This window comes from Bradyrhizobium sp. WYCCWR 12699, assembly GCF_032144035.1.
In the GTDB taxonomy this organism is placed as follows: Bacteria; Pseudomonadota; Alphaproteobacteria; order Rhizobiales; family Xanthobacteraceae; genus Bradyrhizobium.
The window spans coordinates 877490-903642 of sequence record NZ_JAVTJN010000036.1; the positions used below are offsets into that span (position 1 = coordinate 877490).

Annotated in this window: 29 protein-coding genes; 14 read left to right on the forward strand and 15 right to left on the reverse strand. The window is 64.9% G+C overall.

Going from position 1 to position 26153, the window contains the following annotated elements; all coding sequences use genetic code 11:
- Positions 1-55 precede the first annotated feature (55 nt).
- Positions 56-763, reverse strand: coding sequence for a class I SAM-dependent methyltransferase (locus RPS27_RS29125; RefSeq protein WP_313754907.1), 708 nt, complete (start codon positions 761-763; stop codon positions 56-58).
- 306 nt (positions 764-1069) lie between these two features.
- Between RPS27_RS29125 and RPS27_RS29130 the strand changes: the two genes are divergently transcribed.
- From RPS27_RS29130 to RPS27_RS29140, 3 genes are all read left to right on the forward strand, one after another.
- The gene (locus RPS27_RS29130; protein ID WP_194402949.1) at positions 1070-1270 is read left to right on the forward strand and encodes a hypothetical protein; all 201 of its coding nucleotides are present in this window, start codon (positions 1070-1072) and stop codon (positions 1268-1270) included.
- A gap of 269 nt (positions 1271-1539) precedes the next feature.
- Positions 1540-1914, forward strand: coding sequence for a hypothetical protein (locus RPS27_RS29135; RefSeq protein WP_194402950.1), 375 nt, complete (start codon positions 1540-1542; stop codon positions 1912-1914).
- A gap of 307 nt (positions 1915-2221) precedes the next feature.
- A complete protein-coding gene (locus tag RPS27_RS29140) occupies positions 2222-2476 on the forward strand; it encodes a hypothetical protein (RefSeq protein ID WP_194402951.1) in 255 nt (84 codons plus the stop codon).
- A 27-nt stretch (positions 2477-2503) separates the two neighbouring features.
- Here RPS27_RS29140 and RPS27_RS29145 read toward each other — a convergent pair whose 3' ends face one another.
- The 4 genes from RPS27_RS29145 to RPS27_RS29160 all read right to left on the reverse strand — a co-directional run bounded on the left by RPS27_RS29145 (position 2504) and on the right by RPS27_RS29160 (position 5000).
- Positions 2504-2746: a DUF6719 family protein gene (locus RPS27_RS29145; RefSeq protein ID WP_211419107.1), complete on the reverse strand. Its 243-nt coding sequence runs from the start codon at positions 2744-2746 to the stop codon at positions 2504-2506.
- 255 nt (positions 2747-3001) lie between these two features.
- Entirely contained in the window at positions 3002-3709 is a 708-nt protein-coding gene (locus RPS27_RS29150; RefSeq protein WP_313754781.1) for a porin family protein, read from the reverse strand.
- A gap of 286 nt (positions 3710-3995) precedes the next feature.
- Positions 3996-4430 (reverse strand): hypothetical protein, encoded by a 435-nt coding sequence (locus RPS27_RS29155; RefSeq protein ID WP_313754782.1) that lies wholly within the window; start codon positions 4428-4430, stop codon positions 3996-3998.
- A 204-nt stretch (positions 4431-4634) separates the two neighbouring features.
- Positions 4635-5000, reverse strand: a complete 366-nt coding sequence (locus tag RPS27_RS29160; protein WP_194402955.1) for a His-rich protein BRANT — start codon at positions 4998-5000, stop codon at positions 4635-4637.
- Between the two features lie 248 nt (positions 5001-5248).
- Here RPS27_RS29160 and RPS27_RS29165 point away from each other — a divergent pair, with 248 nt between their 5' ends.
- Both RPS27_RS29165 and RPS27_RS29170 read left to right on the forward strand, forming a co-directional pair.
- Complete coding sequence (locus tag RPS27_RS29165; protein WP_194402956.1) at positions 5249-5794, forward strand: tetratricopeptide repeat protein; 546 nt, start codon at positions 5249-5251, stop codon at positions 5792-5794.
- Positions 5795-5902: 108 nt separating this feature from the next.
- Complete coding sequence (locus RPS27_RS29170) at positions 5903-7288, forward strand: serine hydrolase domain-containing protein (protein ID WP_313754783.1); 1386 nt, start codon at positions 5903-5905, stop codon at positions 7286-7288.
- Here the strand turns inward: RPS27_RS29170 and RPS27_RS29175 are convergent.
- Positions 7278-8846, reverse strand: coding sequence for a S10 family serine carboxypeptidase-like protein (locus RPS27_RS29175; RefSeq protein ID WP_313754784.1), 1569 nt, complete (start codon positions 8844-8846; stop codon positions 7278-7280). The genes RPS27_RS29170 and RPS27_RS29175 overlap by 11 nt on opposite strands.
- A gap of 242 nt (positions 8847-9088) precedes the next feature.
- On the opposite strand from RPS27_RS29175, the gene RPS27_RS29180 reads away from it, so the two are divergent.
- The 3 genes from RPS27_RS29180 (at position 9089) to RPS27_RS29190 (ending at position 11119) form a co-directional block, all read left to right on the forward strand.
- Positions 9089-9868: an NAD kinase gene (locus tag RPS27_RS29180; protein ID WP_211419102.1), complete on the forward strand. Its 780-nt coding sequence runs from the start codon at positions 9089-9091 to the stop codon at positions 9866-9868.
- A gap of 97 nt (positions 9869-9965) precedes the next feature.
- A complete protein-coding gene (locus RPS27_RS29185) occupies positions 9966-10511 on the forward strand; it encodes a response regulator (RefSeq protein ID WP_008549760.1) in 546 nt (181 codons plus the stop codon).
- Between the two features lie 29 nt (positions 10512-10540).
- Positions 10541-11119 carry an Hpt domain-containing protein gene (locus tag RPS27_RS29190; RefSeq protein WP_194402960.1) on the forward strand — a complete coding sequence of 193 codons (579 nt, stop codon included), beginning with the start codon at positions 10541-10543 and terminating at the stop codon, positions 11117-11119.
- Between the two features lie 103 nt (positions 11120-11222).
- On the opposite strand, the gene RPS27_RS29195 is transcribed toward RPS27_RS29190, so the two are convergent.
- The 4 genes from RPS27_RS29195 to folE form a co-directional block, all read right to left on the reverse strand.
- Positions 11223-12398: a DUF2336 domain-containing protein gene (locus RPS27_RS29195; protein ID WP_313754785.1), complete on the reverse strand. Its 1176-nt coding sequence runs from the start codon at positions 12396-12398 to the stop codon at positions 11223-11225.
- A 202-nt stretch (positions 12399-12600) separates the two neighbouring features.
- Complete coding sequence (locus tag RPS27_RS29200; protein WP_313754786.1) at positions 12601-13662, reverse strand: lytic transglycosylase domain-containing protein; 1062 nt, start codon at positions 13660-13662, stop codon at positions 12601-12603.
- A 107-nt stretch (positions 13663-13769) separates the two neighbouring features.
- Positions 13770-14192: a phosphoribosyl-AMP cyclohydrolase gene (hisI, locus tag RPS27_RS29205; protein WP_313754787.1), complete on the reverse strand. Its 423-nt coding sequence runs from the start codon at positions 14190-14192 to the stop codon at positions 13770-13772.
- A gap of 24 nt (positions 14193-14216) precedes the next feature.
- A complete protein-coding gene (folE, locus tag RPS27_RS29210) occupies positions 14217-14894 on the reverse strand; it encodes a GTP cyclohydrolase I FolE (RefSeq protein WP_194402964.1) in 678 nt (225 codons plus the stop codon).
- 242 nt (positions 14895-15136) lie between these two features.
- Between folE and RPS27_RS29215 the strand changes: the two genes are divergently transcribed.
- Positions 15137-15592: an iron-sulfur cluster assembly scaffold protein gene (locus RPS27_RS29215; RefSeq protein WP_126257965.1), complete on the forward strand. Its 456-nt coding sequence runs from the start codon at positions 15137-15139 to the stop codon at positions 15590-15592.
- Positions 15593-15729: 137 nt separating this feature from the next.
- Here the strand turns inward: RPS27_RS29215 and RPS27_RS29220 are convergent, their stop codons facing one another.
- Positions 15730-16629 carry a hypothetical protein gene (locus RPS27_RS29220; RefSeq protein WP_313754788.1) on the reverse strand — a complete coding sequence of 300 codons (900 nt, stop codon included), beginning with the start codon at positions 16627-16629 and terminating at the stop codon, positions 15730-15732.
- 228 nt (positions 16630-16857) lie between these two features.
- On the opposite strand from RPS27_RS29220, the gene yidD reads away from it, so the two are divergent.
- The gene (yidD, locus tag RPS27_RS29225; protein WP_194402966.1) at positions 16858-17196 is read left to right on the forward strand and encodes a membrane protein insertion efficiency factor YidD; all 339 of its coding nucleotides are present in this window, start codon (positions 16858-16860) and stop codon (positions 17194-17196) included.
- Positions 17197-17369: 173 nt separating this feature from the next.
- Positions 17370-17498: a hypothetical protein gene (locus RPS27_RS29230; RefSeq protein WP_283818399.1), complete on the forward strand. Its 129-nt coding sequence runs from the start codon at positions 17370-17372 to the stop codon at positions 17496-17498.
- Here the strand turns inward: RPS27_RS29230 and RPS27_RS29235 are convergent, their stop codons facing one another.
- Positions 17499-18713 (reverse strand): hypothetical protein, encoded by a 1215-nt coding sequence (locus tag RPS27_RS29235; protein WP_313754789.1) that lies wholly within the window; start codon positions 18711-18713, stop codon positions 17499-17501.
- Positions 18714-18715: 2 nt separating this feature from the next.
- A complete protein-coding gene (locus tag RPS27_RS29240; protein WP_211419092.1) occupies positions 18716-20083 on the reverse strand; it encodes an APC family permease in 1368 nt (455 codons plus the stop codon).
- A 319-nt stretch (positions 20084-20402) separates the two neighbouring features.
- Between RPS27_RS29240 and RPS27_RS29245 the strand changes: the two genes are divergently transcribed.
- Together RPS27_RS29245 and RPS27_RS29250 are read left to right on the forward strand one after the other, a co-directional pair.
- Positions 20403-21725 carry an alpha/beta hydrolase gene (locus RPS27_RS29245; RefSeq protein WP_313754790.1) on the forward strand — a complete coding sequence of 441 codons (1323 nt, stop codon included), beginning with the start codon at positions 20403-20405 and terminating at the stop codon, positions 21723-21725.
- 167 nt (positions 21726-21892) lie between these two features.
- Positions 21893-22219, forward strand: coding sequence for a GrlR family regulatory protein (locus tag RPS27_RS29250; RefSeq protein ID WP_194402971.1), 327 nt, complete (start codon positions 21893-21895; stop codon positions 22217-22219).
- 48 nt (positions 22220-22267) lie between these two features.
- Here RPS27_RS29250 and RPS27_RS29255 read toward each other — a convergent pair whose 3' ends face one another.
- Together RPS27_RS29255 and RPS27_RS29260 are read right to left on the reverse strand one after the other, a co-directional pair.
- Complete coding sequence (locus tag RPS27_RS29255) at positions 22268-22657, reverse strand: hypothetical protein (protein WP_194402972.1); 390 nt, start codon at positions 22655-22657, stop codon at positions 22268-22270.
- A 90-nt stretch (positions 22658-22747) separates the two neighbouring features.
- A complete protein-coding gene (locus tag RPS27_RS29260) occupies positions 22748-23920 on the reverse strand; it encodes an MFS transporter (protein ID WP_194402973.1) in 1173 nt (390 codons plus the stop codon).
- A gap of 187 nt (positions 23921-24107) precedes the next feature.
- On the opposite strand from RPS27_RS29260, the gene thrS reads away from it, so the two are divergent.
- The gene (gene thrS / locus RPS27_RS29265) at positions 24108-26153 is read left to right on the forward strand and encodes a threonine--tRNA ligase (protein WP_313754791.1); all 2046 of its coding nucleotides are present in this window, start codon (positions 24108-24110) and stop codon (positions 26151-26153) included.

Sequence of the window (26153 nt, forward strand, 5' to 3'; positions counted from 1 at the left end):
CCGAAGTCTATCGCCGCCGCGATCGCGAGCGCAATGGACGTTGTGCCTGCTTCTGTCACGCACCCGTGCGATCGGGATCCGGCAGCTCGTCGAGCCGCCAGAGCCCGAGGCTCTTGTCGCGCCAGCCGCCGTCGCCCTCCTCGCAGCGCTCGTCGATCAGCTCGCGCGGTGCGGGCCAGTCGAACGGCGCCTTCGTCATGTTGAGCGCGCGCCAGTCGCCGTCCTCGCAATCGCGATTGTCCTCGATCTCCGGAAACGTCGTGACGAGCAGGAATTGCGCGCCGCTCTCGCGAAAGCGGGCGGTGACGCGTGCGATGTTCTGAAAGCTCAGATGCACCAGGCAATCCCGGCACAGGATCAGGTCGGCGCGCGGCAGTGCATCGCGCGTGAGATCGGCAACCAGGAATCGGCCGGCCAGTTCGCCATCCGCCACGCGCTTGTTGTTGGCCTCGACCAGCGACGGCACGATGTCGATGCCGATGTAGTCGATATCGAGCTTGATGCGACCGATCCAGCCGGCATCGCCGCAGGGCGCATCGAGCAGCGAACGCGCGCCGAGCCGTTGCAGCAGCGGTGGAAGCGCCTCCCGAACCGCGGCGGTCGCCATGTCCTCCGACCCGAGCCCGGAGACCGAGCTGGCAGCGCCCCAGAGGTTCGTCCGCTCGATCCGCTCGAACCGCGCGGCGAGATCGAGGCCCGCGAAATTGTCGCGGTCGGCGACGAAGCGTTCGTGGGCCAGCACGGGGGGACGATTGGCGATCATCGGATCAGACACAGGTCGAAATTTGGTCGCAAGCACCATACATCGCGTGCATCCCATTCGAAATTGCCTGACCGGGCGTCAGCCAACATCCGGACCCGATGCGCTCCATGACGACCAAAGAGACGGCCAGGATCGCCGCCGGTGCGGTGACGGCCGTGGTGATGACGGCGGTGCTGTTTGCAATCGCCATGGCATTTCTGCTGGCGCCCTAGGTGGCATGAGCACCCCGAACATGGGGCCAAATCGGAACCAAAGGCGCACCTGGTTCGTTCTCGACCCATGCGAATCCGCGAAGAAAACCGAAACATGTTTCTGCTGGTGACAGTGACACTGTGCTGTACCGCAGTTGCCGGCACATTGACGCTGCTCGAGCCGACGCTTGGGCCGGCCCCCGAAAGGCAGGTCGCCGAGCGAGCGATGATCGACGTCACCCGGGTATCGGATCAAACTCCGGTTCGGGTGGTGGGCGCACCGTTCGAGCCCAACGTTAATCCGCGCGCGCGATAGCCCTCACCTCGGCGATGCCTCCGTGCCCTCCTGGGGCCGGCTTTGGGCACGTGCCAATTCCTCCACGAACGCGATCACCTCCGCCCGCTTGTGGGGCGGGAGCGACAGGAACGCGCGGATGAGCCTCAGGCCCTCCACTTCGTGCGACCGTTCTTTTTCGGAATCCATCCGCCTAATGTCGTGCGACCGGGAAAAATATGCAATCCCTTGCGAACGACCTTGATTCGGCGCAGTCGCTTTGCTGGAATAGGGCCCGGCTGAGGTGAAGCATGAAGTGGATCAGGGAGCGCGACGCGCTCATCGCGCAGACGATGGCCTTCGTCCAATCGGTGACCGGCAAGAAGGACGACCTCCTTCAGCCGGATGCGCCGTCGGATTCTTCGGCGGCAACCGTCGAGGCCGTCCCGGTCGAGGCCGTCATGGTCGAGATCAAGCCGCCCCCACCCCCTCCGCATCCTCAGCCCGCCCGGCATTCGCCGCCGCGGGCGGTCGGTGATTTCCGTACCGAGATGCAGGCCCGCATTGCCAATTTCCGTAAGCATCAGGAGCGGTTCGAGCGCGAGCGCGAGGAATATTGTGCCGAAACCCTGACCAAGTTACGCGCCGCCATCCGCGACGTCCCTAGCCCGCCGGCCAAAAAGTAAGGTCTCCCCCTCCCGCGGGAGGACCTATAGCCAAGACCACACCAGCCACAGATTGGCCGCGCAGGCGCCGAATAGCGCCAGCGTCAGCGGCAGGAGCATGTGCCCGCAGGAGGTCTTCAGGTCGCTCGTCATGGCGGAAAACATCCGCTGATTCCGCCAAACGAGTCCCAGGGATTCTTTTTTTCGCGATTCAGGACTCGTTAAGGACTCACGGCCCGGCACACGCGATCACGGCCCCGTGATCACCCCTCGCCCGGAACCTGCCGGCCGGCCCGACCGTTAACGGGCTTTCCTGGAGCGGGAAGAGATGCCCTACGCCCTGTTCTGCAACGACGCCCAGATCAGCAAGGCCTATCCGAGCGAATCCGACATCTGGCAGCTCGCGGAGCGGAGCGGCCTGGTCGTCGATGTCAGCCCCGACGAGGACCGTCCGGGGCCACGCCGAGTGCTCGACAATGATTACGAGATCAGGCCCTGCCGAGCCGCCCAGGGCGAGGACCCTGCCAAGAACAAGGCCGAGGCCGAGCGCCAGTCCAAGATCGAGCTCGAGCTGAATTCGTGAGGTGCCGCCGGCGGACGCCGCAGGGGATCAGGGCGTTGCTGTCGCCAGCGAGGCCTGCTCACCCGGCATCACCACGCAGGCCTTGCGGCGGTGCAGCCCGCGGATCGCACCGGTGACCTTCAGCACCTTGCCCGACGGGCAGGACGCGTCCTTGACGAAGGCCACCTCGTAAGGTGCCAACATCAGAGGCTCGGATTTGAGGATTGTCTGTGCAGAGCACGGCAGACAGAAGAAGCACGAGAGCACCGCTGCCGACACCAAGATACGCATGTCCGTCGTCCCACCAGCCCGGTAATTCTCATATAACGCGTTCCGGAGCGCGAGTTCCGTAAGCGGCAAAAATTATTTTTGCTTTACCGGAGCCCCATGACACGCGTGAGAAGGCGCGCGCCGGAATGTTTGTCTGCAAATGACGCGCCAGATGGTTCACGCATTGCAAATACTGGGGTGGCCGCCGGGCGGGCGGACAAGCGAAAGGCCGGCGGAGCCGGCCTTTGCCTGGATGCGTGGTCGTCTGGGTGCGGGTCAGTAGCGCGAGGCTGCCGGACCGCCCCAGCCGAAACGGTAGTTCACACCGACCTTGACGGTATGCTCGTCCTCCCGGCCGCGGACGCCGACGACGTCGGCCGGACCGGAGGTGAAGGTGGTGCTGCCGAAATTATAGTACTGGTACTCGGCCTTGGCGGACCAGTTCGGCGCGAACATGTATTCGAGGCCGGCGCCGACCGTGTAGCCGTCCTTGCTGTTGCCGGTCGCAGTGAAGGCCTGCGGCACCCCGGCGATGTTGACGCCGAGATTGTTGTTGCGCCAGGCGTAACCGCCCTTGGCGTACAGCAGGGTCGGTCCCCAGGTGTAGCCGATGCGGCCGGTCACCGACCCGAGCTGGTCGGTGTTGGAGGTCACCTGCGTGCCCAGCGGGAACGTGACACCATTGTTGTTGGTCGGCAGCCAGGAATACTGGGCCTCGATACCCACCACCCAATTGGGCGCGAACTGGTAGTCGAAGCCGCCCTGCACGCCGCCCAGGAAGCGGGCGTCGCTGGACTGGAAGCTGCTGTCGCCGGCAAACGTGCCGCCGACATGGCCACCGATGTAGAAGCCGGTCCAGTTGTAGATCGCCTGTGGCGGCGTATAGGCCGGCGCCTTGGTGTAGGTGCGCGGCTGCATGTCCGCGGCTGCAGCCGGCGCGGCCAGCGCAAGCAGAGCGACTGCACCCAGCAAAATCGATCTCATGATCATCCCCGTTCTTTCATTTACGACACTCAGGAAACAACGTGGCGTGAATTGGGTTGCTTCGCGGCGATGCCGGAACGTTGATCGTTCGTTACTGTGACGGGGTGGCAACATCGCGATTTTGTTCCGTCACGTCGCCCGCGCCGACTGTTTTGTCGCCTGCGCGAGGCCTGCCGTAACAATTTGTCGCAAGACGAACCGCCCCGTTCAAAGCTCCCCGAAATGTGATCCAGCGAGCTCCGGCACCAGCTCTTTCTAGCACCGACCGATGAAAGCGGGCTTTGCGCTACCGCGTCATCTTTTCGAGTTCCGGAAAGGGTACGTAAACCGCGCCGGCACAGAGCTCGCTGGTGCGGTCGACGACACGGTCCGCGCGTCCGTTGACGAAGATCACGGCGCGTTCCCGCATGGTCTTGTAGCTGCCATCGGTCTCGCGCGGGATGAAGTGCAGACAGCTCACATAGAACTGCCGGCCGCCGACTTCGCGCTGGACCGGCTCTGCCATGCTGGCCTCGCGCACGCCGACCGGGTTGTTCAGGTAGGTGCGCATCAGGGCCAGCGTGTCGCTGCGGAAATTGTCGGGAAACGGCTGCGGCCCTCCGGCCTGGGTCCCGCCGATGAAGGTTGGACGGTCACCATCACTGCCGAAACATGCCGCAAGCGCCAACGGCAAGGCCAGGACGGATGCCAAGCGCACCGCAAATTTCGCCAATCGCCCCACAGATTCCGCTCTCCACGCGAACAGACTTACGGGGATGTTCTAGCCCCAAGGGCGCGCAAAGGGAATTCAGTCCTGCGCGAGAGGTCCTGTCAGCAACGCGCCGCACCGCCGCCGGCACTCGCGCTTTCGCGCAGGTGCCGGGACGGGCCTGAAATCCGTACGCGGCGGCGGGCAATGCACGGTGCCGCCGCGCGGGATCAGACGTTAGCTGCGCTTCTCGGTGGTCAGCGGCTTGGTCGCCTCCGGCTGCGCCTTCAGCTTCTTCGCCGACAGGTGCTTGTGGTGATGGCGATGGGTGCGCACCGTCTTGTGCTCGTCCGGCGTCACGGCCGCGTTGGCGTTCATCGCCTTCGACTTGGTATCCACCTTGGCGTCCGCCTTGACGTCGGTCGCCTTGGTGTCGGCCTTGAGGCCGGCCTCGGGTTTCGCGACGGTGGTCGAAGCCTTGGTCTGGCTCTGGTCCGCCTTGATCACCGGGGCGGTCGTGGTGGTCTTGCCGGCCTCGGCGGCGAAGGCCGGGGCTGCGATCACGGTAGCTGCGAGCAAGGCTGCGGAAATGGTCTTCAGCATGGTGGTCTCCTCTTGGAAGGATCTCGAGGCGGCGCCCTCTCGCCTACCCTTCGATCGTAGGTGGAGCCTAGGGACGGCGCACTGAACCCAATCTGAAGCCCCTTGCAGGCTTCCGTTCATCTCGATGACTAGTTTGTCATCTGCCCTGGACGACCAGATCGTGCGATGCGGGAATGTTTTTGGCTGACGGGTGTTTCGGTCTTCAGGCAATCGTGTAGGATCGCCACGTTCCATACGGGAGAATTTAGATGCGCAAACTCTCAATGCTTGTCGTGCCGGGACTTGTCGCCATGTCGCTGGCGGCCGCACCGGTGCTGTCGAGCGCCTATGCCGCCGGCAGCGACGAGCCCTCCTCGCCGCCGAAGTCGGACTCGTCCTCGTCCAAGAAGGGCAAGAAGAAGAGCTCTTCCGTCAGCGATCCCAAATTCCTCTCCGCCTATCGCACCGCCTACACCGCGATCTACGACAACCACGACTACTCCGGCGCGATCGGTCAGTTGAAGTCGCTGAAGCGCGACGACGTCGCCGACGTCGCCAATCTGATCGGCTACTCCTATCGCAAGCTCGGCGACTATCAGTCGTCGAAGGTCTATTACGAGCTGGCGCTGAAGGACGATCCGAACCACGTCCGCACCTGGCAGTATTACGGCCTCTGGCAACTCGAGCAGGGCAACCGCGAACAGGCGCAGTATCATCTGAACAAGATCGCCTCGCTCGCCGGCACCGACAGCTCCGAATATCGCTCGCTTGCGGCAGCCCTCGACAAGCCGACCGGCGCGACGCTCGTCTACTGAACCTCGCATCGTCGCATGAGGCGAACGGGCACAACCTTCCCGGTTGTGCCCGTTCCGCTTTCTCGGCTAGCCTCCCGCACCAATCCTCCCCGCAAAAATTGGTGTGCAATGGACAATTGGCTGCGATCCGCGATCGACTACATCGGCTCCTGGATCGAATTCCAACTGACGACAATCCAGCAGCCAGGCGTCATCGTCGCAATCGCGCATCGCGGCGAGATCGTCGCCGAGCATGCATTCGGCCTCGCCAATCTCGACACCGGCGAGAAGCTGACCCCGCGCCATCGCTTCCGGATCGCTTCCCACTCGAAGAGTTTTACGTCGGCCGGCATCATGAAGCTGCGCGAGCAGCGCAAGCTTGGGCTCGATGACACCGTCGGCCAATATGTCGGCGGCCTGCATCCGCGCGTCGCCGAGACGACGATCGCGCAGGTGCTCTCACACAGCGCCGGGCTGACGCGCGACGGCGTCGATTCCGGCCAGTTCATCGACCGCCGCCCCTATCTCGACGCCAAGGAGCTGCTCGCGGAATTGAAGCTGCCGACCGCGATCGAGGCCGGCACCCGCTTCAAATATTCCAATCACGGCTTTGGTCTGCTCGGCCTCGTCATCGAAGCCGTGACGAAGGAGCCCTACTCCGTCTGGATCAAGCGCGAGATCGTGGAGGCCGCGGGCCTGCGCGAGACCGAGCCGGACGCACCGGTTCTTAAGGGCGCGCCGTTCGCGCGCGGCCATACGCGAAAGGTTCCGCTCGGCGAGCGTTGTGTGATCCCCGGCGACAACCCCGCGCACGCGATGGCGTCGGCCGCAGGCTTCGTGGCGACCGCCGGCGACACCGCGCGCTTCTTCGCGCAGCTTGCGCCGAATGCCAGAAGAAGCGTGCTGTCGGCCGCAAGCCGCCGCGAGATGACGCGTCATCATTGGCGCATCCCCCAGAGCTTCGAGGGCTATTACGGCCTCGGCGTCAATGCCGGCAAGACCGACGGCTGGGACTGGTTCGGCCATGGTGGCGGCTTCCAGGGCTATATCTCGCGAACCTGCGCCATCCCGGCCTGCGAGCTTTCGATCAGCATCCTCAGCAATTCAATCGACGGCGCGGCGCCGTTCTGGATGGACGGCGCGATGCAGATATTGCGCGTCTTCCAGACCCGCGGCGCACCTGACCGCCGTCTGCGCGACTGGACCGGCCGTTGGTGGACCATCTGGGGAGCGAATGATCTCGTGCCCACCGGCAACCGCGTGCTCGTCGCCAATCCGCAATTCAACAATCCCTTCATGGATGCCGCCGAAATCGAGGTCACCGGCCGTGACACCGGCAAGCTCTCCTGGGCTGCCGGCTATTCCAGCCATGGCGAGCCGGTGCGCCGGATCCGCGACAAACGCGGCAAGATCAGCGAGATCTGGGTCGCGGGCGCCAACGTGAAGCCGGAGCGCGTCGTCGCGAAGGAGATCGTGCGGAGATACAAGCCGCGCAAACGCAGGCCTACTCCCTGATCAGGGCCTCGACCTCACTGCGAAACGCCTGCCGCGAGCCGCCTTGCGAATAGAACATGTGGCCACCGGGATAGACGACGAACTTCACGCGCTGCGTCACGAAAGCGGGCAATTGATCTAGCACACGCTTCGTTCCGAAATAGGGCGTGGCGAGATCGAACAGGCCGTGCGCGACCAGCACGTTCAGCTTGGCATCGGTGGCGAGGATCTGGCGCAGCTCGGACACCGATTGCGGCGGGTTGATGCCCCGTCCGAAATCCCAATGACCTTCCACGGTGCCGTTCAGCACCTCATAGGAGCCGTCGGGCTTCCAGTTGAGCTTGCGCGAGAGCACGTCGACGGCCGCGCTCGTCAGCGGCGCCTGAAGCGCATCGCCCGAGGGATCGCCGAACCGCGAGCTGCTCGAATCCGGATAGGGATCGAAGCCGCGCACGGAGGCGTCGTAGCGTCCCGTCACCTTGCCGTTCTTGCGGTCGAATTCGCGGCGGAATTCGCCGACGTCGAAGCGCCCGGCGAGGCGGCGGCTCACCGCCTGGTCGATGCCGGTAAGCGCAGCGACCTTGTCGGCCAGGCGATTGGTGGCCTCCTTGTCCGCCTCGCCCTTGACGAGGTCGGCCAGGAATTCCCCGCGCGCGTAAGCCTCGACATCGGCGAGGTCGGCGCGCTTGATCGGCCCTTTAGCTTCGCGCGCCACCGCCACATAGCTCGGCAAGGTCGCGACATATTGCAGGAGGCTGGTGCCGGTGAACTCGCGGAAGTCCAAGAGCGGCGACACCAGGATCAAGCCCTTGACGCCGACGCCATGCTGGAGCTGCAGCTGGCGCACGACCTTGGGCCCGCGAATGCCGCCATAGCTCTCGCCCGCCACGTATTTCGGCGAGGTCAGGCGGTCGTGCTTCTCGAGCCAGCGGCGGATCACGAGCGCGATCGCGTTGACGTCGCCGTCGACGGAATAGAACGATTTTCGCGCATCGTCGCCGCTCGCGATGAAGCGACTGTAGCCGGTGCTGACGGGATCGATGAAGACGAGGTCGGTGAAATCGAGCCAGGTCTCGGCGTTCGGCTTCACCTCGGGCGATGCCGACGGCGACAGCGCATCGCCATCGAGCGGCAGCCGCCACGGACCGGCCGCGCCGAACTGCAGCCACGCCGAGGATGCACCGGGTCCGCCGTTGAACAGGAACGTGACCGGGCGCGTGGCGCGGTCGGCGCCGTCGAGCTGGTAGGACGTGTAGGCGATGTCGGCCAGCGGCTCACCCTTGCCGTCGAACACGCGGATGGAGCCGGCGGTCGCGGCGAAGTTGAGGGTACGGCCGGGCAGCTCCAGCGTCTGCTTCGTGGTCGTATCGGGCGGCAGGCGATGCGGCTCGCCCGCCGACGGCGCAGCCTGCGTCGCACCTTGCGCATTGCCGGCGCGCCCGCCCTTCTGTCCGGCAGGTGCTGCCGCCTCGGAGCGCGGCTGCGGCGGATCCTCCGCACGCGCAACGCTTGCGAATGCGACCACGGACGCGGCCAGCACCAGCCCGGTTCGTCGCAGCCTCGGCAAGATCGCGCGCATGATCGTTCTCCCTGCCCGGCTGTTATAGCCGGTGCGCCGCGAGGCTAGCGAGGAATTGCGACGGTTTGCAGGATCGAGGGTCGGCGGTGCGTCCCAAGCCGGCTCAAATCAACCTGTTTTGTTCTCCGGATCGACAATCGCCCATTTGCCCTAAGCGGCGGTCATCCTCGACAATACAGGGCCACCTCGTATAGACGAGCCCGGCGGAACTTTCTCCAGCCAGCGGGCCTGCCCGACAAGCCATGACCAAATCCCCGCGATACGACCGGATCGCCTTCGTCGCCAGCCCGAGCAGCGAGGCGCAGGCCGCCTATGTCCAGCTCACCAGGGACTATGGCAATTGCGACCCCAAGGAGGCCGATATCGTGGTCGCGCTCGGCGGCGACGGCCTGATGCTGCAGACGCTGCACCAGAACATGCACACGGGAAAGCCGATCTACGGCATGCATCGCGGCACCGTCGGCTTCCTGATGAACGAATACTCGACGCACGATTTGCGCGCGCGGCTCGAGGCGGCGCATGAAACCGAGATCAATCCGCTTCTGATGCGCGCGACCGACGGCAACGACCGCGTCCACCTGCATCACGCCATCAACGAGGTCTATCTGTTCCGGCAGACCTCCCAGGCGGCGCGCTTGAGGATCATGATCGACGAGCGCGAGCGCATGCCCGAGCTGATCGCCGACGGGATCATCGTGGCGACGCCGGCCGGTTCGACCGCCTATAATTTGTCGGCGCAGGGACCGATCCTGCCGATCAACGCCGCCCTGCTGGCGCTGACCCCAATCAGCGCCTTCCGGCCGCGGCGCTGGCGCGGCGCGCTGCTGCCCAACACCGCCTATGTCGTGATCGAGGTGCTGGAGGACGACAAGCGTCCGGTGGCGGCCGTCGCCGACCATGAGGAGGTACGCAGGGTCCGGCGCGTCGAGGTCCTCTCCGACAAGAGCATCTCGATGCGCATGCTGTTCGACCCCGGCCACAGCCTGGAAGAGCGCATCCTGCGCGAGCAGTTCGGGTACTAGAACCACCCTCCGTCCGCCGATGCGGCTTCGGTCGCAACCCTTCGTTAACCCTCGCCACGATATGGTTAACGAAGGTTGACCCTTTGGCCCGGGCGTCATGTTTCGTATCGACTTCAACAAGCTGCGCTTCCTCGTCTGCGACGACAATCCGCACATGCGCCGCATCCTGCGGACGCTGTTGCATTCCTTCGGCGCACGCGAAGTCTATGAAGCCGAGGACGGCGCCACCGCGCTCGAGATGTACAGCCATTACGTGCCCGACATCGTCATCACCGACTGGGCGATGCCGATCTTCGACGGACTCGAGCTTGCGCAGATGATCCGGCAGCCGGAATCCAAGGGCAACCCCTACGCGCCGATCATCATGCTGACCGGCCATTCCGAGAAGCGCCGCGTCACCGTCGCGCGCGATGCCGGTGTCACCGAATTCCTGGCCAAGCCGATCTCGGCCAAGGGGCTCTATCAGCGCATCCTCAACGTGGTCGCCAATCCCCGCCCCTTCATCAAAACCAAGACCTATTTCGGGCCGGACCGGCGCCGCAACACCAACTCCGCCTATATGGGTCCCGAGCGCCGCGTCGGCGAAAAGCATGAGGTGCTGCAACAGCCCTCGCTGCTCGACAAGGCCCGCTCCTCCATCTAGCGCAGGCGTCTTCAGACGAGGCAGGCATCATGGCGAAGAACAGTGCAAAGGACATCGAGGTCAAGGCCTTCGCCACGCATCAGGTCATCACGCAGCCCAACCCGCTGCGCAAGGTCCTGCGCCGCGTCGAGGAGAAGGACCTGGACGATCCGGTCGGCCGCGCCGAACAGGCGCTCGCGGGCCTTTCCGGCGAGTTCAAGGACTGGATGACGACCGAGGTCAACCGTCTGTCGGCCGCCTATGTCGCCGTTCGCAACGACGGCTTCACCAAGGAGCGGCGCGACGAGCTGTTTCACGCCGCTCACGACATCAAGGGCGACGCCGTGACATTCGGCTATCCGGCCGCGGCGGGAGTAGCCGAGAGCCTGTGCCGCGTCATCGAGCACGCGCCGGATCTGGAAAAGGTCCCGGCCGAACTGTTCACGCACCACATCAACGCCATCCTCGCCATCGTGCACGAGAATACCCGGCTCGACCGCATTAGCGTCTCCGCCGAACTCAGCCGTCGCCTGCGCAAGGTCGCCGACGACTATCTCGCGCAGGTCAACCGCGATCGCCCCGAACATCTCGAGGTGATCCTGGCGCCGAGCATCGCGCCGGCGGAGTAAGGCTCGGCTCCGTCCCCGTCATTGCGAGCGCATCGAAGCAATCCGGAATCCCTTCGCGGGGAGATTCTGGATTGCTTCGTCGCTTCGCCCGCACCCTACGGCATCACGCCGCGATCAGATCGTCGTACACCGGGTCGACCGCATCATCCGCGGCCAGCTCGTCGCAGAACAGCCGTGCCTCTTCCCGCGCCGATTCCGTGGCGAAGCGGCGCAGCAGGACCATCAACGGCTCGGCGGCACCGCGGTCGGTCTCGCAATGGGTGAGCACACGCTCGACCATGCGACGGCGCAGCCGGACCGCACCATCGTCGCTGTCGACGAAGCCCTGCTCGTGGCAGGCATCGAGCGCGACCTGGAATGCCGCAAACGTCGCCTCCGGAAGCCCGGCGCGCCGGAGCAGCGCGTGCAGGCTGTTGCCGCCGCGGTCATGCAGCAGCGCGGAGACGCGCGCCAGCGGCAGATCGGCAAGCTCGGCGAGTGCCGCGTCGAACAGGTCGAGATTGCTCGACAACAGCGCGCGCAGGATCAGGCCGGCCGTCAGCTGGCCCGTGACGCGCAGATGATGCACCAGGCCCTGCATGTCCTCGCCGCGCGAGCGCGCCGCGATGTTGATGGTGGAGCGGTCGCGCGCCTCGATCGTGATGCGGTCGGCACGGTCGGCGCTCAGCCAGTTCCGCGCCACGACGAATTGCGCGAGCGTCTCGGAGAGTTTTGCCACCAGCGCGGCGCGGGTTGCGGACGGCAGGTCATCCAGCACCAGCATCGCCTCGCGGATCGCGGCGAGATGGCCATGGCGCTCGACGATGCGATTCCAGGAGAACGGCGCAAGTTCGGCATGGGGATTTTCGATCAGCTCGAGCGCCGCCGCGGCGCAGCCGACTTCGGCGATGGCAGCGCAGACCGAGATTGGCAGCGCGATGCGGCGGGCGACCGCGCATTGCACCTCGTCATTGCCGGTGGCGACGATATCGACGAGATCGGCGTCGATCAGCAGCGGAGAATGTTCGAGCACGGGCAGCGCGACGGTCGGCTGGTCCGCCGACAGCGCCCGCACGATCGACGCCGGAGCATCGAGGCTGCGCGCAAAGGCCTCGGCCATCGCCTGCCGCACCAGGGGCGAGGGATCGTCGAGCTGCATCAACAGCGCACCTTCGGCGGCGATGCGGTCGTCTGTCGAAAGGTCTGAGATCAGCCAGGCCCGGGCCAGCGCCCGTGTTGCCTCGGCCCGCTCGCCGGCGGGCGCCGTTCTGATCCAATTGATGAACTGCCGAACAATCATGCTGCTTCCGGCTTACACAACAAACGAAAAGGGTGACGGCTCGTCACCTGCAACACAAAATAAACCACGACGCTTAACAAAGCGTTCACCATAACTGGCTGGTTTTGTTGAGGATTTGTTAAGGAACAAAAGCCGCTCGGGATGCGTGCCCCGGACGTAGCGCAGCAGCGCTTCGAGCTGCTGCGCGTAAGGGACGCGAGACCTAGCTCGAGAACGTGCCGTTGCGATCGCTGAAGAGATCGAGCGGCTGCGGCGGCCGCACGTCAGGCGCAGCTGACGCGACCGAGGAGAGCGAGGCGTTGTTGCCCCACAATTTCTGCACGGTGGTCGAGACCGGCTGCGTGGTATCGCCGGGCTGATAGATCGAGCGGAATGCCGGCGTGGTCGGCGTATTGTCCGCGACCGTTGTCGGCGATGTCGCGCTGACGGGCGTCACGGCGTTCGTGTTGGGAAAGGTCTGGAGATAAGCAGCGTTGTCGACCATCGGCGCGGTCGGCTGCACCCCATTCGCGCTCGCAACCTGCGTCGTCGACGGCGTGCCGCCATACATCGCCATCGCGCTGCGCGTCACTTTCGAATTGGCCGCGCTGGCATAGCGAGCATCCAGCACCGAATAGACTTCGGAGACGCTGCGGGCGCGGCCGTCCTTGGCGTAGAAGATCGAGCGGTTGGCGGAGGCGGCGTTCGGAAACAGCCGCGCACCGACCGCTTGCGGATTGTCCTCGGCATTCGCGATCAGTTTTGCGGCGCCGCCGACGCCCATGAAATGCGCCATGTAGAGTTCGCTGTCGCTCGGCCTGCGCCCGAGCAGGCCGGTGAGCTTGAAGCTGTTCGACTGCGTCAGCGCCGCCGCCATGCTGGAGGCGGCTTCCGGATCGTCACGCAGCTTCATGATCGACCGCTTCATCGCGGGATCATCCACGCTGTAGCCGCCCGACGACGTCCTGGTGATGGCGTCGGAATAGTTGCCGTAGCCGAGCTGGGTGCCGGCCTCCTTCACGGTGCCGAGCCAGGTCTGGTCGATGAACTGGTAGAGCCCATGCGCGGACGAGGTGGTGGCCCCTGCCGTGGGATCGAAATCCGATTCCATCTTGGCGGTGGTCAGCATGTACTGGAAGCTGACGCCGCTGACGTTCGAGGCCTGCTTGATCGCACCGGCGACGCGCGCCCGCGTCGGATCGAGACCGACCGTCTGCGTGGCACTGGAATTGTCGACCGACATGATGAAGTGCCCGCCCCGTGCGGCGTTGAGCGGCGCCGGCAATTCGGACGCCTGTCGTCTCACCGTGGGACAGGTATGGTTAATGCGGGGTTAATTCAGCCCTCACCCTCATCCCGGGCTCGCGCTTCGCGTGCCCGGAATGCAGCGAGCTACTTCTTGTAGACCGCATCCGGATCGAACAGCCGCTCCGCATCGGTGAAGACCAGCTTGGCGCCGCCGCCCTCGCCCTCGACCTTGCGATAGAAGCACGAGCGTCGCCCGGTGTGGCAGGCAGCCCCGACCTGCTCGACACGGATCCAGACTGCGTCCTGGTCGCAATCGGTGCGCATCTCGATCACGCGCTGGGTCTGACCCGAGGTCTCACCTTTTCGCCACAAGGCATTGCGCGAGCGGCTGAAGTACCAGGCCTCGCCGGTCGCGATCGTCTTGCGCAGTGCCTCGTCGTTCATGTGCGCGACCATCAGAACGTCGCCGGTGGCGACGTCGGTCGCGACGACAGTCACGAGGCCGCTGGCGTCGAACTTGGGCAGGAAGGCGAGACCTTCCTCGGTCTCATGGGAGTGGGCGGACACGACCTTGCCGATCTATTCGCGAGGTCAGCGCGTGCCTCGCACCAGGGACAGGAAGCGGGCCTGCTCCGCCGGATTGTCGCGGAACATGCCGGTGAAGCGGCTGGTGAAGGTGGAGGCGCCATGCTTGGCGACGCCGCGCACCGACATGCAGGTATGCTCGGCCTCGATCAGCACGGCAACGCCGCGCGGCTTGAGGACCTCGTCGATGGCGGCGGCGATCTGCGCCGTCAGATGCTCCTGGGTCTGGAGCCTGCGGGCGAAGATGTCGGTGAGGCGGGCGAGCTTGGACAGGCCGACGACGCGCTCTACCGGCGTGTAGGCGATGTGCGCCTTGCCGTAGAACGGCATCATGTGATGCTCGCACTGCGAGGTGAACTCGATGTCGCGCACCAGCACGAAATCGTCGTAGCCGGCGGTCTCGCCGAAGGTGCGGTCGAGCACCTCGGCCGGACACTGGTGATAGCCCTGATACAGCTCGTCGAAGGCTTCGACGACGCGGCGCGGCGTGTCGAGCAGGCCCTCACGCTCGGTGTTCTCGCCGATATAGGCGAGCAGCGTCTTCACCGCCGCTTCCGCCTCGGCGCGCGCCGGGCGCGGCTGGTCGGCACGGACGGCGGCCGCGAGGAATTCGGCGGGATCAAGCTCGGCCGGACGGCTCTCCGGCAGCTTGTTGGGGCGGATCGGCTTGATTGTCGCGTCCATATCGACTCCGTTCGACGGCCTTAACGGCCGGAGTGTCACCGGCAGACGGGGCGGCCAAGCCGCCGGACGCCTGAAGAGAACAGTTTTGGCGCAAAAGGTCCTGAGCTGACAACGCTGGCGGCGCAGATCCGGATCACCGCCTTGCACCGCTGGACTGTTTTTCCACCAGTTCCGCCCCTATATAGGACCCTGAATGGCGCCCGCCAAGGCCGATCGGGCGCGGAAGTGCTGGACTCCATCACATGCTGAACGACATCTACAACAAGCGGATCATCGAACTCGCCGGGAATATTCCGCGCCTCGGACGGCTGCCGGACCCCGATGCCTCCGCCACCGCTCACTCCAAGCTGTGCGGCTCGACCGTCAAGGTCGACCTCAAGATGACCGGAGATACCGTCACCGACTTCGCCCATGACGTGAAGGCGTGCGCACTCGGACAAGCCTCCTCATCCATCATGGCAAGTCGGGTTGTCGGCTCGACTGCAAGCGAACTCCGTGAGTTACGCGAAACTGTTCGCAAGATGCTGAAGGAGAACGGCGCGCCGCCGGAAGGCAAATGGGAGGAGATCAAATTCCTCGAGCCTGTCCGCGACTACAAGGCCCGCCATGCCTCGACGCTGCTGACCTTCGATGCCGTGGTCGATGCCATCGGCCAGATCGAGGCCAAAGCCAAGCAGCCGGCCGCGGCGCAGGGGTAAGCGCCGCGTCGTTTCGGCGCTTCGCAAAGCGACGAACCCGCAACCCCCGAGATTGCAGCGCGAGATTCTCAGGCGCGCAATTGCGCACCATAGTTCGCGCTACGCGCGCCCCGGAATGACAAGCCAGATCGAAGAGCTTACTTCGGCGTCGCCGCAGCGGCCGGCGCGGCAGCCACGCCGCCCGTTGGCACCACAGCTTCCGCCGTCTTGGTCGACTTGGCTGCCTGCTCCGGTTCCACGCCAAACCTTGCCTGCGTCTTCGGAGCAAGCTCCGCCATCGCCGGCGCGGAAATGTCCACATGCGGCAGCACGTCGGCCACGAGATCGGTCGTCACGAGATTGGTGAGCTTGAGCTCGCCGGCGTCCAGTTCATGCAGGTCTTCCCAGGGCGGAACGCTGAGCGCGAGCGACAGCAGGTCACCCGCTCCGCCCATGTCGAACGTGTATTTGGCGAGACGGCCGATGTCCCGCTCCACAATCATCAGGTCCTGCGCGCTGTAGCTTGCCGCCTTGGCATCATCGGCGCGGTCGCCCATCCAGATCTGGTGGACCCGGACATGGGCAGCTTCCGGCACGTAGCGCTTCTTGCCGGCCAGCAGCAGGAACACGCACATGGATTCGCAATAGGCCTCGGGCGCGACCGCCGGACGAGCCGACTGCCCGCCGCGGAGGCTGACGCCGACGGTGGTCAGGAGGCTGAGATTGCGGAAGCGACGGCCGAGCGTGATCGCGTCATTGACCGAGCCGCCGCTGGAATCGAGCACCACAGTGGCGCCGCCGAGCTGGCGGCCGCGAGAAAATTCCTCGAAATCCTTCGGGGTATCGGCGGTGATGATGCCGACCGCGCTGACCCAGCCGCGGCAGTTCGGCTCGCAGGCGACCCAGTTGAACTTCATCGGCAGCTTGCGCTCTTCGAGCACAGCACCGGCGCGGGCCGACGACCCGAGTGTCGCAACGGCGCCAGCCAGCACGACTCCACAGACGGCGGTTCCCACCAGCAACCAGCCGCGAAGATTGAGCGACGTCAGAACTTTCAAACTGGTCCCTTCCCCAAGCCCCAAAGCGATTCAGGCAAGCCCCGTTTAGCGTCCGATGAGTCTACACATGGACGTCACAAAAATGGTATCCGGGCGAATACAGATCGTCCATAGGCACTTGCTGCACTGCTCCCAAAAAGCACGCAAAATATGGCGTGGAAACAACAGCTTACAGTTCCCTGCCGCGGAACCGCGCAATCCTTCGCTCAACATCGCATCACGGCGCACATGAAGCATTCAGCCTGCGGGCATTGTTCCAGTTCGGTCGAAGGGGCGCTTCGGCTCCCACGCAGATTCGGCCGGGCACTGATCTGGCTCTACCGACATACGCTCTCGCCCCTGGTCGGTTACAATTGCCGGCATCTGCCGACCTGCTCTGTCTATGGCGACGAGGCGATCGAACGGTTCGGGCTCTGGGCCGGCGGCTGGATGACGCTCGCGCGGCTGCTCCGCTGCAATCCCTTCGGCACCTCGGGCATCGACAACGTACCGCTCACCGCGCCGCAAGGTGCGCGCTGGTATCTGCCATGGCGCTACGGCCGCTGGCGCGGGGTCAATGCATCCTGAGATTGCTGCGATGCTTTGTGCATCGGTAGCCTGAGCGGAACCTGAGACAATCTTCCCGCGTTGTTTCGATGCTCCCCCGGGAGGAAACAACAATGCGCTGGAAAATCAGCCCTCATATTCACGCCAAGCTTAGGCCCACCCCCGGCTCCAGGCGGCATCACGATCCCAGAACCATGGACCTGCTCGCGATCGTCGCCTTGCTGGCGCTCGTGCTCGGCTCCGGCTGGTATCTGGCATCGAGCCTTGCGACACCGGCGAGCACGACGGCGTTCATCGTGCCGAGCCAGAACGTGCACTGGTAATCAGCGAAACCAGTAGAAGCGCCCGGGCGGCGGCGGAATCGGCTCGGGCGGCCGCAGCCATTTCGGACGCGGCGGCTTCGGCGTCGGATCGGCCGACGAGGTGGCCTCCCCGCCCGGCGGCGTTTCGGTGCCCGGCACCCTCACCGCCAGCAACAAGTTCGACTCATGCATCCGCCAGCGGTAGCCGACGCCAAAGTCGATCGGCTGGGCGCGTGCGAACAGCTCGGCGTAGCGCTCCTGGTAGCGGCCGGGGAATTCGCCGATCGGCCCGAGATAGCGGCCGAACGGGAAGAACCGCCACTGCCGTGCGCCGTAGTTCGCGAGCGGAATGCCGGAATCGTCCTGGATGATGGTGGCGCTGTTGGCGAGCAGCCAGTCGCGGACCACCGCGAAATCGCTCTTGTGCAGAAGATAGGATGCACTCTTGAGCAGGCTGTTGCCGGGCCCCAGCGTCTCGCAAAACTTCAGGAAGCCGGTGTTGCGCGCGCCGGCATTGGAAAGGTCGGTCGAGAAATAATACAGCGTGCGCGCTTCGCCATCGGCGCCTGCAAAGGTGATGCGGACGCCGCGCGTCGCGTTACGCCCGGGATTGTCGTCGCCGACATGCACTGCCCCCTTGTCGTCGAGCGCGATCATCTCGACGTTGCGGATGGTCTTGCCCGAGCGCGCGAGGAAGACATAGAGGATCGGCAAGGTGCCGTTGACCTGGTTGGCGTGCAGGTCGACCTTCATCTGCTTGGTGATGAAAAAGGAAAAGCTCAGGATCGAGCCGAGCGAACGCTCGACATTGTAGAGCGCGGCACCGACCGAGCCGCGCGGCAGCCGCGTCAGATCGGGCACGGCGCCGACCGGCTCCAGCGCGCCGAGCACGTAGGTGCTGGCCTTGGAATAGAAGGCGTTGGCGTAAAGGAAATCGGGGCCGCTGAACATGTAGAACATGGTCGGCCGGGGCGCGGCGAGATTGACGTCGGCCCAATCGCGGATCTTCGAGAGCTGGCGCTGTTCGAGCTGGGCGAAGGCGCCGTCGAAGAATTTTGCGTGTCGCTGCCAGCCGGGATCCCTAGTGAGCGGCAGCAGCGGCGAGTCCGCCGAAGGCTGCATGCCCGCAAGGAAGCGCGCGGTGTCATCGAAAGTGACGTCGGCGGCACGGGCGGACGAGACGGCCGCAGCCAGCAAGGCAAGAGCGACGGCCACGATTCTGAGGGGTCGAAACATATCTATTCGCGATGATGTGAATGGCCAGCAGCGACCGGCCGCCTGCGGAAAACAGCATAAATCAACAGGCCCGAGAGCATGACGAGCATCCCCGAGAGCGACTGCACAGGCCGCTCGGTCAACAGGTAGTACATCATGAACCCGGTCACGAGCAGGAAAACCAGCGGCGTGAACGGGTATCCCCAGGCGCGATAGGGCCTCGGCAAGTCGGGATCGGTGATGCGCAGCTTGATGACGCCGGCGACGGTGAAGAACGAACAGAACAGCAGTGCGAATTGGATGAAGTCGAGCACCGCCTCGAAGCTGCGCGTGAACAGCAGCAGGTTGGCGACCGCGAGCTGAAACAGGATGGCATAGGCCGGCGCGCCGCTCGTCGATCGCTTCGAGAACACGCGCAGGGCCGGAATGTCCTCCCCCATCGTCATCATCACGCGCGGGCCGATCCACATCATCGCGGAGATCGAGGAGATCAGGCCGAAACAGATCATCGCCCCGACGATCCTGCCGCCGAGACCGCCGAAGATGGCACTGCCGGCGACGCTGGCGACATCGAGCTGTCCGGCGAGTGCGCCAACCGGCGTCGAGTAGAGAAACACTGCGTTCAGCGCGACGTACAGGACGAGCACGATCAGCGTGCCCGCGAGCAGCGCACGCGGCAGGTCCCGCTGCGGCATGTTCATCTCGCCGATGATGTAGGTCGCGGCATTCCAGCCCGAGAACGAATACATCACGAAGACGAGCCCGATCGCGAAGGGCGCGCTGACGATATGGGCGAGATCGCCAGCCTGCGGTGTGAAGGCGATCGGCTGCGGCACGCCGATGACGAAGCCGGCGACAAGGAAGGCGACGATCAGGGCGACCTTGATGATGGTCGAGATCAGCTGGAAGGTCGAGGAGTGCCTGACGCCGGTCAGTTGCACCAGCGAGACCAGCCACACCACGGCGATGGCAAGCGGGATCGGCGGCAGGTCAGGCACGACCGACTTGGCGTATTCGCCGAACGCCATCGCGGCAAGCGCGACCGGCGCTGCGAAGCCCACCGTCGCCGACACCCAGCCGGCGAGAAAGCCGAAAGCCGGATGATAGGCACGGCCGAGGAAATTGTACTCGCCGCTCGAGCGCGGAAACATCGCCCCGAGCTCGCTGTAGGCGAACACGCCGCAGAGCGCGACGATGCCGCCGACGGTCCACAGCAGCAGGATCGAGAAGCCGGACGGGATATCCTTGACCTGGAAGCCGAGGCTGGTGAAGACGCCGACCCCGATCATGTCGGCCACCACGATGGCGGTTGCGACCAGAACCGAGACCCCTGTCCCGCCTCCGGTCAGCCGGCCAGTCCAGGGTGCCGTTCCCGCATCTGATGCCGTCATCGGGGTCCTTAAGCCGAGGCGTCTTGCCTCGCGGGCGCATCGTGCAGTTTGGCCCAGTCAATTCAAGCAGGGTTAACAAGGGTTAAATGAGGCAGCGGCAGCGGGTATTTCAGCACCGCTTATCCCCGCTGTCAGACGAAAAGGCCGCCGAGCACCGGAAAGTCCCGCTCCTTCTCCCCACAATCAGGACACGATTGCGTGGTCCTTTTGAGCGTTCCGGATGTGGGGAAGTTTCTCCGGACGCTTAACGTCGCCTAAACGCCGGTCGGCTCAATTGTCTCAATAATGCCGATGGACGTGACTTTGGGGTCATGGGTGGATGGTCGGGGCCGTTCCGAAACCGAGAGCTGATGATCGTGCTGATCGGACACCGTCCGGTCGGCGCGGTCGTGCGCTCCGGGCCTGCCTGATCTCAGCCTTGGTGCCGCTGTCGCTGACGCTGGTTCAATGCGGCAAGGCGCCGAACCCGGCGGCGCTCGCGGCGAACTCGCAGGCCAATGTGCAGGTGGTCGCCAAGACCAACACCCAAGTCGCAAGCGGCGACACGTTCGAGGATCGCTTCCCGGCCCCCCAGTTCAGGGAGCGCTTCCCGTCGGCGAGCGAAAGTCTCCTGCAACGGCAGATGTCGGACTTCTCGCCCAAGCACGCCGTACAGCACCAGCCGCCGGAGCAGGCGCCCTACAAGGTCGCATCGCTCGAGCCGCAGGTCCCCTATAAGCGTTCGCCACGCGACGATTTGACGACCCTCGTCAGCATGAAGTCGTCGGCCTTCCCCTATTTCGGCAACAACCCCGCCTCCGACGCGCCGTTCCTCAACATCTCCAAGGGCGACCGCCGCGGTCATCGCAGCTATTCCGGTCGCGTGTTCTGGCAGGACGAGACCTACAATGACAGCCGCGTGCTGGTGCACGTGCCCGAGCATTTCGACGTGCGCAAGCCGGGCGTGATCGTGGTGTTCTTCCACGGCAACGGCGCAACGCTCGAACGCGACGTGCGCGATCGCCAGCTTGTGCCCAAGCAGATCACCGATTCCGGCGCCAATGCCGTGCTGCTTGCACCGCAGATGGCCGTCGATGCCGCCGATTCCAGCGCCGGCAAGTTCTGGCAACCGGGCGGCTTCAAGCGCTTCATGGCGGAATCGGCCGACCACCTCGCCCGCGTCACCGGCGATCCCAACAGCGCGCGCGCCTTTGCCAACATGCCGATCGTGATCGTCGGCTATAGCGGCGGCTTCCTGCCGACGGCCTGGAGCCTGGAGGTCGGCGGCATCAGCGACCGCGTCCGCGGCGTCGTGCTGTTCGACGCCGTCTATGGCGAAATGGACAAGTTCGCATCCTGGATCGAGAGCCATCGTTCCGGCTTCTTCGTCAGCGCCTACACCCGCGGCACGGCGCGGCGCGACCGCGAGCTGATGAGCACGCTCCGCCAGAAAGGCATCAGCGTCGCCGAGGACATGGATGGGCCGCTCCGTCCAGGCAGCGTGGTGTTCGTCGAGACCGCCGACGGCATCACCCATCGCGACTATGTCACCCGCGCCTGGACGCGGGATCCGCTCAAGGACGTGCTGGTGAAGATGGCTGCGACGCCAGCGCTGGCGGTGACGCGGGTGGCCTCCACCAATCCGTCGGCGGCGAGCCGCTAACCGATTTTGCGCGCGGCGGTATTCGGCTGCGTTGCCTGCAATTCTCGCAGGCTTTGATCAAAATGTGATGTTGATGGCCGAAATCCCCGGAAGCCGCCGGATTGCTTCCGCCGGCAAGGCTCATACTTTGCCGGCCGGTTTGTGATTGGAATTCTGCGGGGGCGGCAGTGCGTCAGGGATTGTACAAGGTCGACTTCCACACCGTGCACGGAACGGGCTGCGGCGTCGTCTATGTGATGGATGGCAGGATGCGCGGGGGCAATTCCGCCTTCGCCTTCATCGGCACCTATACGGGCGAGGGCGACAGCATCAAGGTCAAGATCTCGACCCAGCGCTACAATGACGACCCGTCCTTCAAGGCGCTGTTTGGCGTCGACCGGATCACGCTGGCGCTCGCCGGCCGGGAGGACGGCGACACCGCGGAATTCGAGGGCAACGCACTGCAGGCGCCGGGCGTTGCCTTCCGGGCCGTGCTCAGCCGGATCAGCGACTGAGCCTCAGCCGATCCAGCCTCTGCTCTTGCAGCCTCAGCTCTAGCAGCCTCAGCTCTTGGGCAGCTTCGGGATGCTCTCGGCGAAGCCGTTGTAGCAGGCGAGCCGCTCGTCCTCTTCCTTGAAGAATTTGCAATCGGCGTAGCCCTTGGCCTTCGCCGGTTTCGGCTTCGGCGCCGGCGGGATAATGGCGTCGTAGCAGTTCAGCCGGTCCTTGGTGCCGTCATCGAGCTCCAGGCAGGCCTGGAGCCGCACCGCGATCGACTGCGGCTTGCCCTTCGGCGCCGCGGCCGGCTTCGCCGCCGCTTCCTTGGTCCCCGCCTTGGTACCCTTGGGCTTGACCTGCACCAAGGGCTTGTCCCCGACCATCGGTGGCTTGTCGGCTTGCGCAAACGCGGAGGCTGAATAGAGCACCGCGGCAACCGCCAGAATCATCCTCATTTCAGTCAACTCTCTTTGGTCCCCATGACCGGCCTTCTAGCGCTCCCGCGCGCGGTTTGCCAAGCACCTTGCGCACAGGAAACGCGGCAGTCAGGCCGCGGCGGCAACCCGATGGGGCCGGGTCAGGACGATCAGGATCAGCGCCAGCACGACGAAACCGACTGCAACGAAGCCGAGCGTATGCAGGAGCTCGCGGGCGAACAACAATCCCCCGATGGCGGAGCCGACGGCCTGGCCGATATAGAGGACCGACGTGTTGAGCGCGACGGTCGCCGATGCCAGGGGCGGCGCGGCCGCAACCAGCCGCACCTGCTGCATCGAATTGGTCGAGGCAAAACCGAGACCCCAGACCGCGACCCCGGCCGCCATGAAGGCAAGCGCGCCTGCGCCGATCGCCCAGCCGGCGATGCCGGTCAGCAGCAGGCAGGCGAACAGCAGCGACGTGCGATAAGGCCCCCAGCTGTCGACGATGCGGGTGGCGATGACGACGCCGAGGAAGCCGCAGACACCGTAGAGCGCGAACACCATGCCGATCGCATCGGGGCCGGCGCCGGTGAGCTTGCCCAGCAGCGGACCCATGAAGGTGAACACCACGAACTGCCCCGACATCTGCAGCATGGTGATCGCGAGCAGCAGCAGAATTGTCTTGTCGCGGCCGACCTCGCGCCAGGTCTTCAGATCCACCGGCACCCCCTTCAAGCCCGCCGGCAAGCGCAGCAGCAACAGCAGGACGCTGAGACAACCGAGCGCGCCGATCCCGCCATAGGCCGCCTGCCAGCCGTAGCGGCTGGCGATGAAGGTGATCAGCGGCAAGCCGACGGCGGCAGCCAGCGACCAGCCGAGAAAGATATAGGCGATGGTGCTGCCGCGCCGCTCAGTCGGCACGATCATCGCCGCGGTGCCGGCAGCCTGCGGCGTATAGAGCGCACCGACGGCGAGCATCACGAGACGGATGACGAGGAGGCTGGTGTAGCCGGGCGCAAGGGCCGAGGCGAGATTGCCGAGCGCGAGCACCGCGAGCGTCGTCGTCAGCAGCGTGCGCCGTTCGATGCGGCTGGTCAGCCAGGCCGTCAGCGGCGAGCCGATGCACAGCGTCACCGCGCCGAAGGTGATCAACAGCCCGGCGGCATGAATGCTGATGTCGAGCCCCCTCGCCAACTCCGGCAGCATGCCCGCCGGGGCCAGCACGGAGCAGCCGGTGACGAGATTGCCAAGCATGAGGGCAGTTGGCGCGAAACGGCCGGCGGCAGGGGATTTTTCCATGCAAGTGCATGTAGAGCAGGCCCGCCGCCCGTTAAAGGCCCGTTGCTCGAAATAGTTGGTGCCAGGCCCCGGCTTTTGCGCGCCGATTTCTTGGAATTGCCGGATTGCGCAGGCCGAATCGCCTGATATATCGCTCGTTCCCGCTTACCTGCGCTCGTTCGCAGGAGTGAGCCTCAGGAGAAAAGCAATGACCGAACAGCCCCCCAAATCCGAGTCCGGCTTCCAGTACAGCCTCTCCAATCTCAAGCCCGTGACCCCAGCCGCCAAAATCACCCTCACCTTCCCCGACGGCGCCAAGCGCGAATACGACAAGAGCATCACGGGCCTCGATATCGCCAAGGGCATCTCGCCGTCGCTGGCCAAGCGCACGGTTGCGATGGCGCTCGACGGGGTGCTCACCGACCTCAACGATCCCATCGAAGCGGATGCGAAGATCAAGCTGGTCACCCGGGACGAGGCGGAAGCGCTCGAATTGATCCGCCACGATTGCGCCCACGTGCTCGCCGAAGCCGTGCAGACGCTGTGGCCGGGCACGCAGGTCACCATCGGTCCGGTGATCGAGAACGGCTTCTACTACGACTTCTTCCGCAACGAGCCGTTCACGCCGGAAGACTTTGCCGCGATCGAGAAAAAGATGCGCGAGATCATCGCGCGCGACAAGCCTTTCACCAAGGAAGTCTGGGACCGCGAGAAGACCAAACAGGTGTTCCGCGACAAGGGCGAGGCCTTCAAGGTCGAGCTGGTCGATGCCATTCCCGGCACCGAGCCGATCAAGATCTACTACCAGGGCGACTGGTTCGATTTGTGCCGCGGCCCGCACATGACCTCGACCGGCAAGGTCGGTAACGCGTTCAAGCTGATGAAGGTTGCCGGCGCCTATTGGCGGGGCGACAGCAACAACCCGATGCTGACCCGCATCTACGGCACCGCCTTCGCCAAGCAGGAGGACCTCGACGCTTATCTCAAGCAGATCGAGGAAGCCGAGAAACGCGACCATCGCAAGCTCGGGCGCGAGCTGGACCTCTTCCACTTCCAGGAGGAAGGTCCGGGTGTCGTGTTCTGGCACCCGAAGGGCTGGACCATCTTCCAGCAGCTCATTGCCTATATGCGCCGCCGCCTGACCGGCGATTACAGCGAGGTCAACGCGCCGCAGATCCTCGACAAGGTGCTGTGGGAGACCTCGGGCCATTGGGGCTGGTATCGCGAGAACATGTTCGCGGCGCAGTCGGCCGGCGACGAGGCGGAGGACAAGCGCTGGTTTGCGCTGAAGCCGATGAACTGCCCCGGTCACGTGCAGATCTTCAAGCACGGCCTGAAGAGCTACCGCGACCTGCCCTTGCGCCTTGCCGAGTTCGGCGTGGTGCATCGCTACGAGCCCTCCGGCGCCATGCACGGCTTGATGCGCGTGCGCGGCTTCACCCAGGACGACGCGCACATCTTCTGCACCGAGGACCAGCTTGCCGAGGAATGCTTGAAGATCAACGACCTGATCCTGTCGACCTATGCCGATTTCGGCTTCACCGGCGATCTCACCGTGAAGCTGTCGACCCGGCCGGAAAAGCGCGTCGGCACGGACGAGATGTGGGATCACGCCGAGCGCGTGATGGCGACGGTGCTGCGCGAGATCCAGACGCAGAACAACCACATCAGGACCGAGATCAACCCGGGCGAAGGCGCCTTCTACGGACCGAAATTCGAATACGTGCTGCGCGACGCCATCGGCCGCGACTGGCAGTGCGGCACCACGCAAGTCGACTTCAACCTGCCGGAGCGGTTCGGTGCGTTCTACATCGACCATGACGGCGGCAAGAAACCGCCCGTGATGGTGCACCGCGCGATCTGCGGCTCGATGGAGCGCTATATCGGCATCCTGATCGAGCACTATGCCGGCAACTTCCCGCTCTGGCTGTCGCCGGTGCAGGCGGTGGTCACCACCATCACCTCGGAAGGCGACGAGTACGCCAAGGTGGTGATGGAGCAGGCCCGGCGCGCCGGGCTTCGGGTCGAGATCGACCTGCGCAACGAAAAGATCAACTACAAGGTCCGCGAGCACTCGCTGGCCAAGATCCCGGCGCTGCTCGTGGTCGGCAAAAAGGAGGCCGAGACGCATTCGGTCTCGGTCCGCCGGCTCGGCAGCGACGGCCAGAAGGTGATGACGACCGAGGAGGCGATTGCCGCGCTGGTCGAAGAGGCAACGCCGCCGGATGTGAAGCGAGCGCGCGGGACCGCCTGA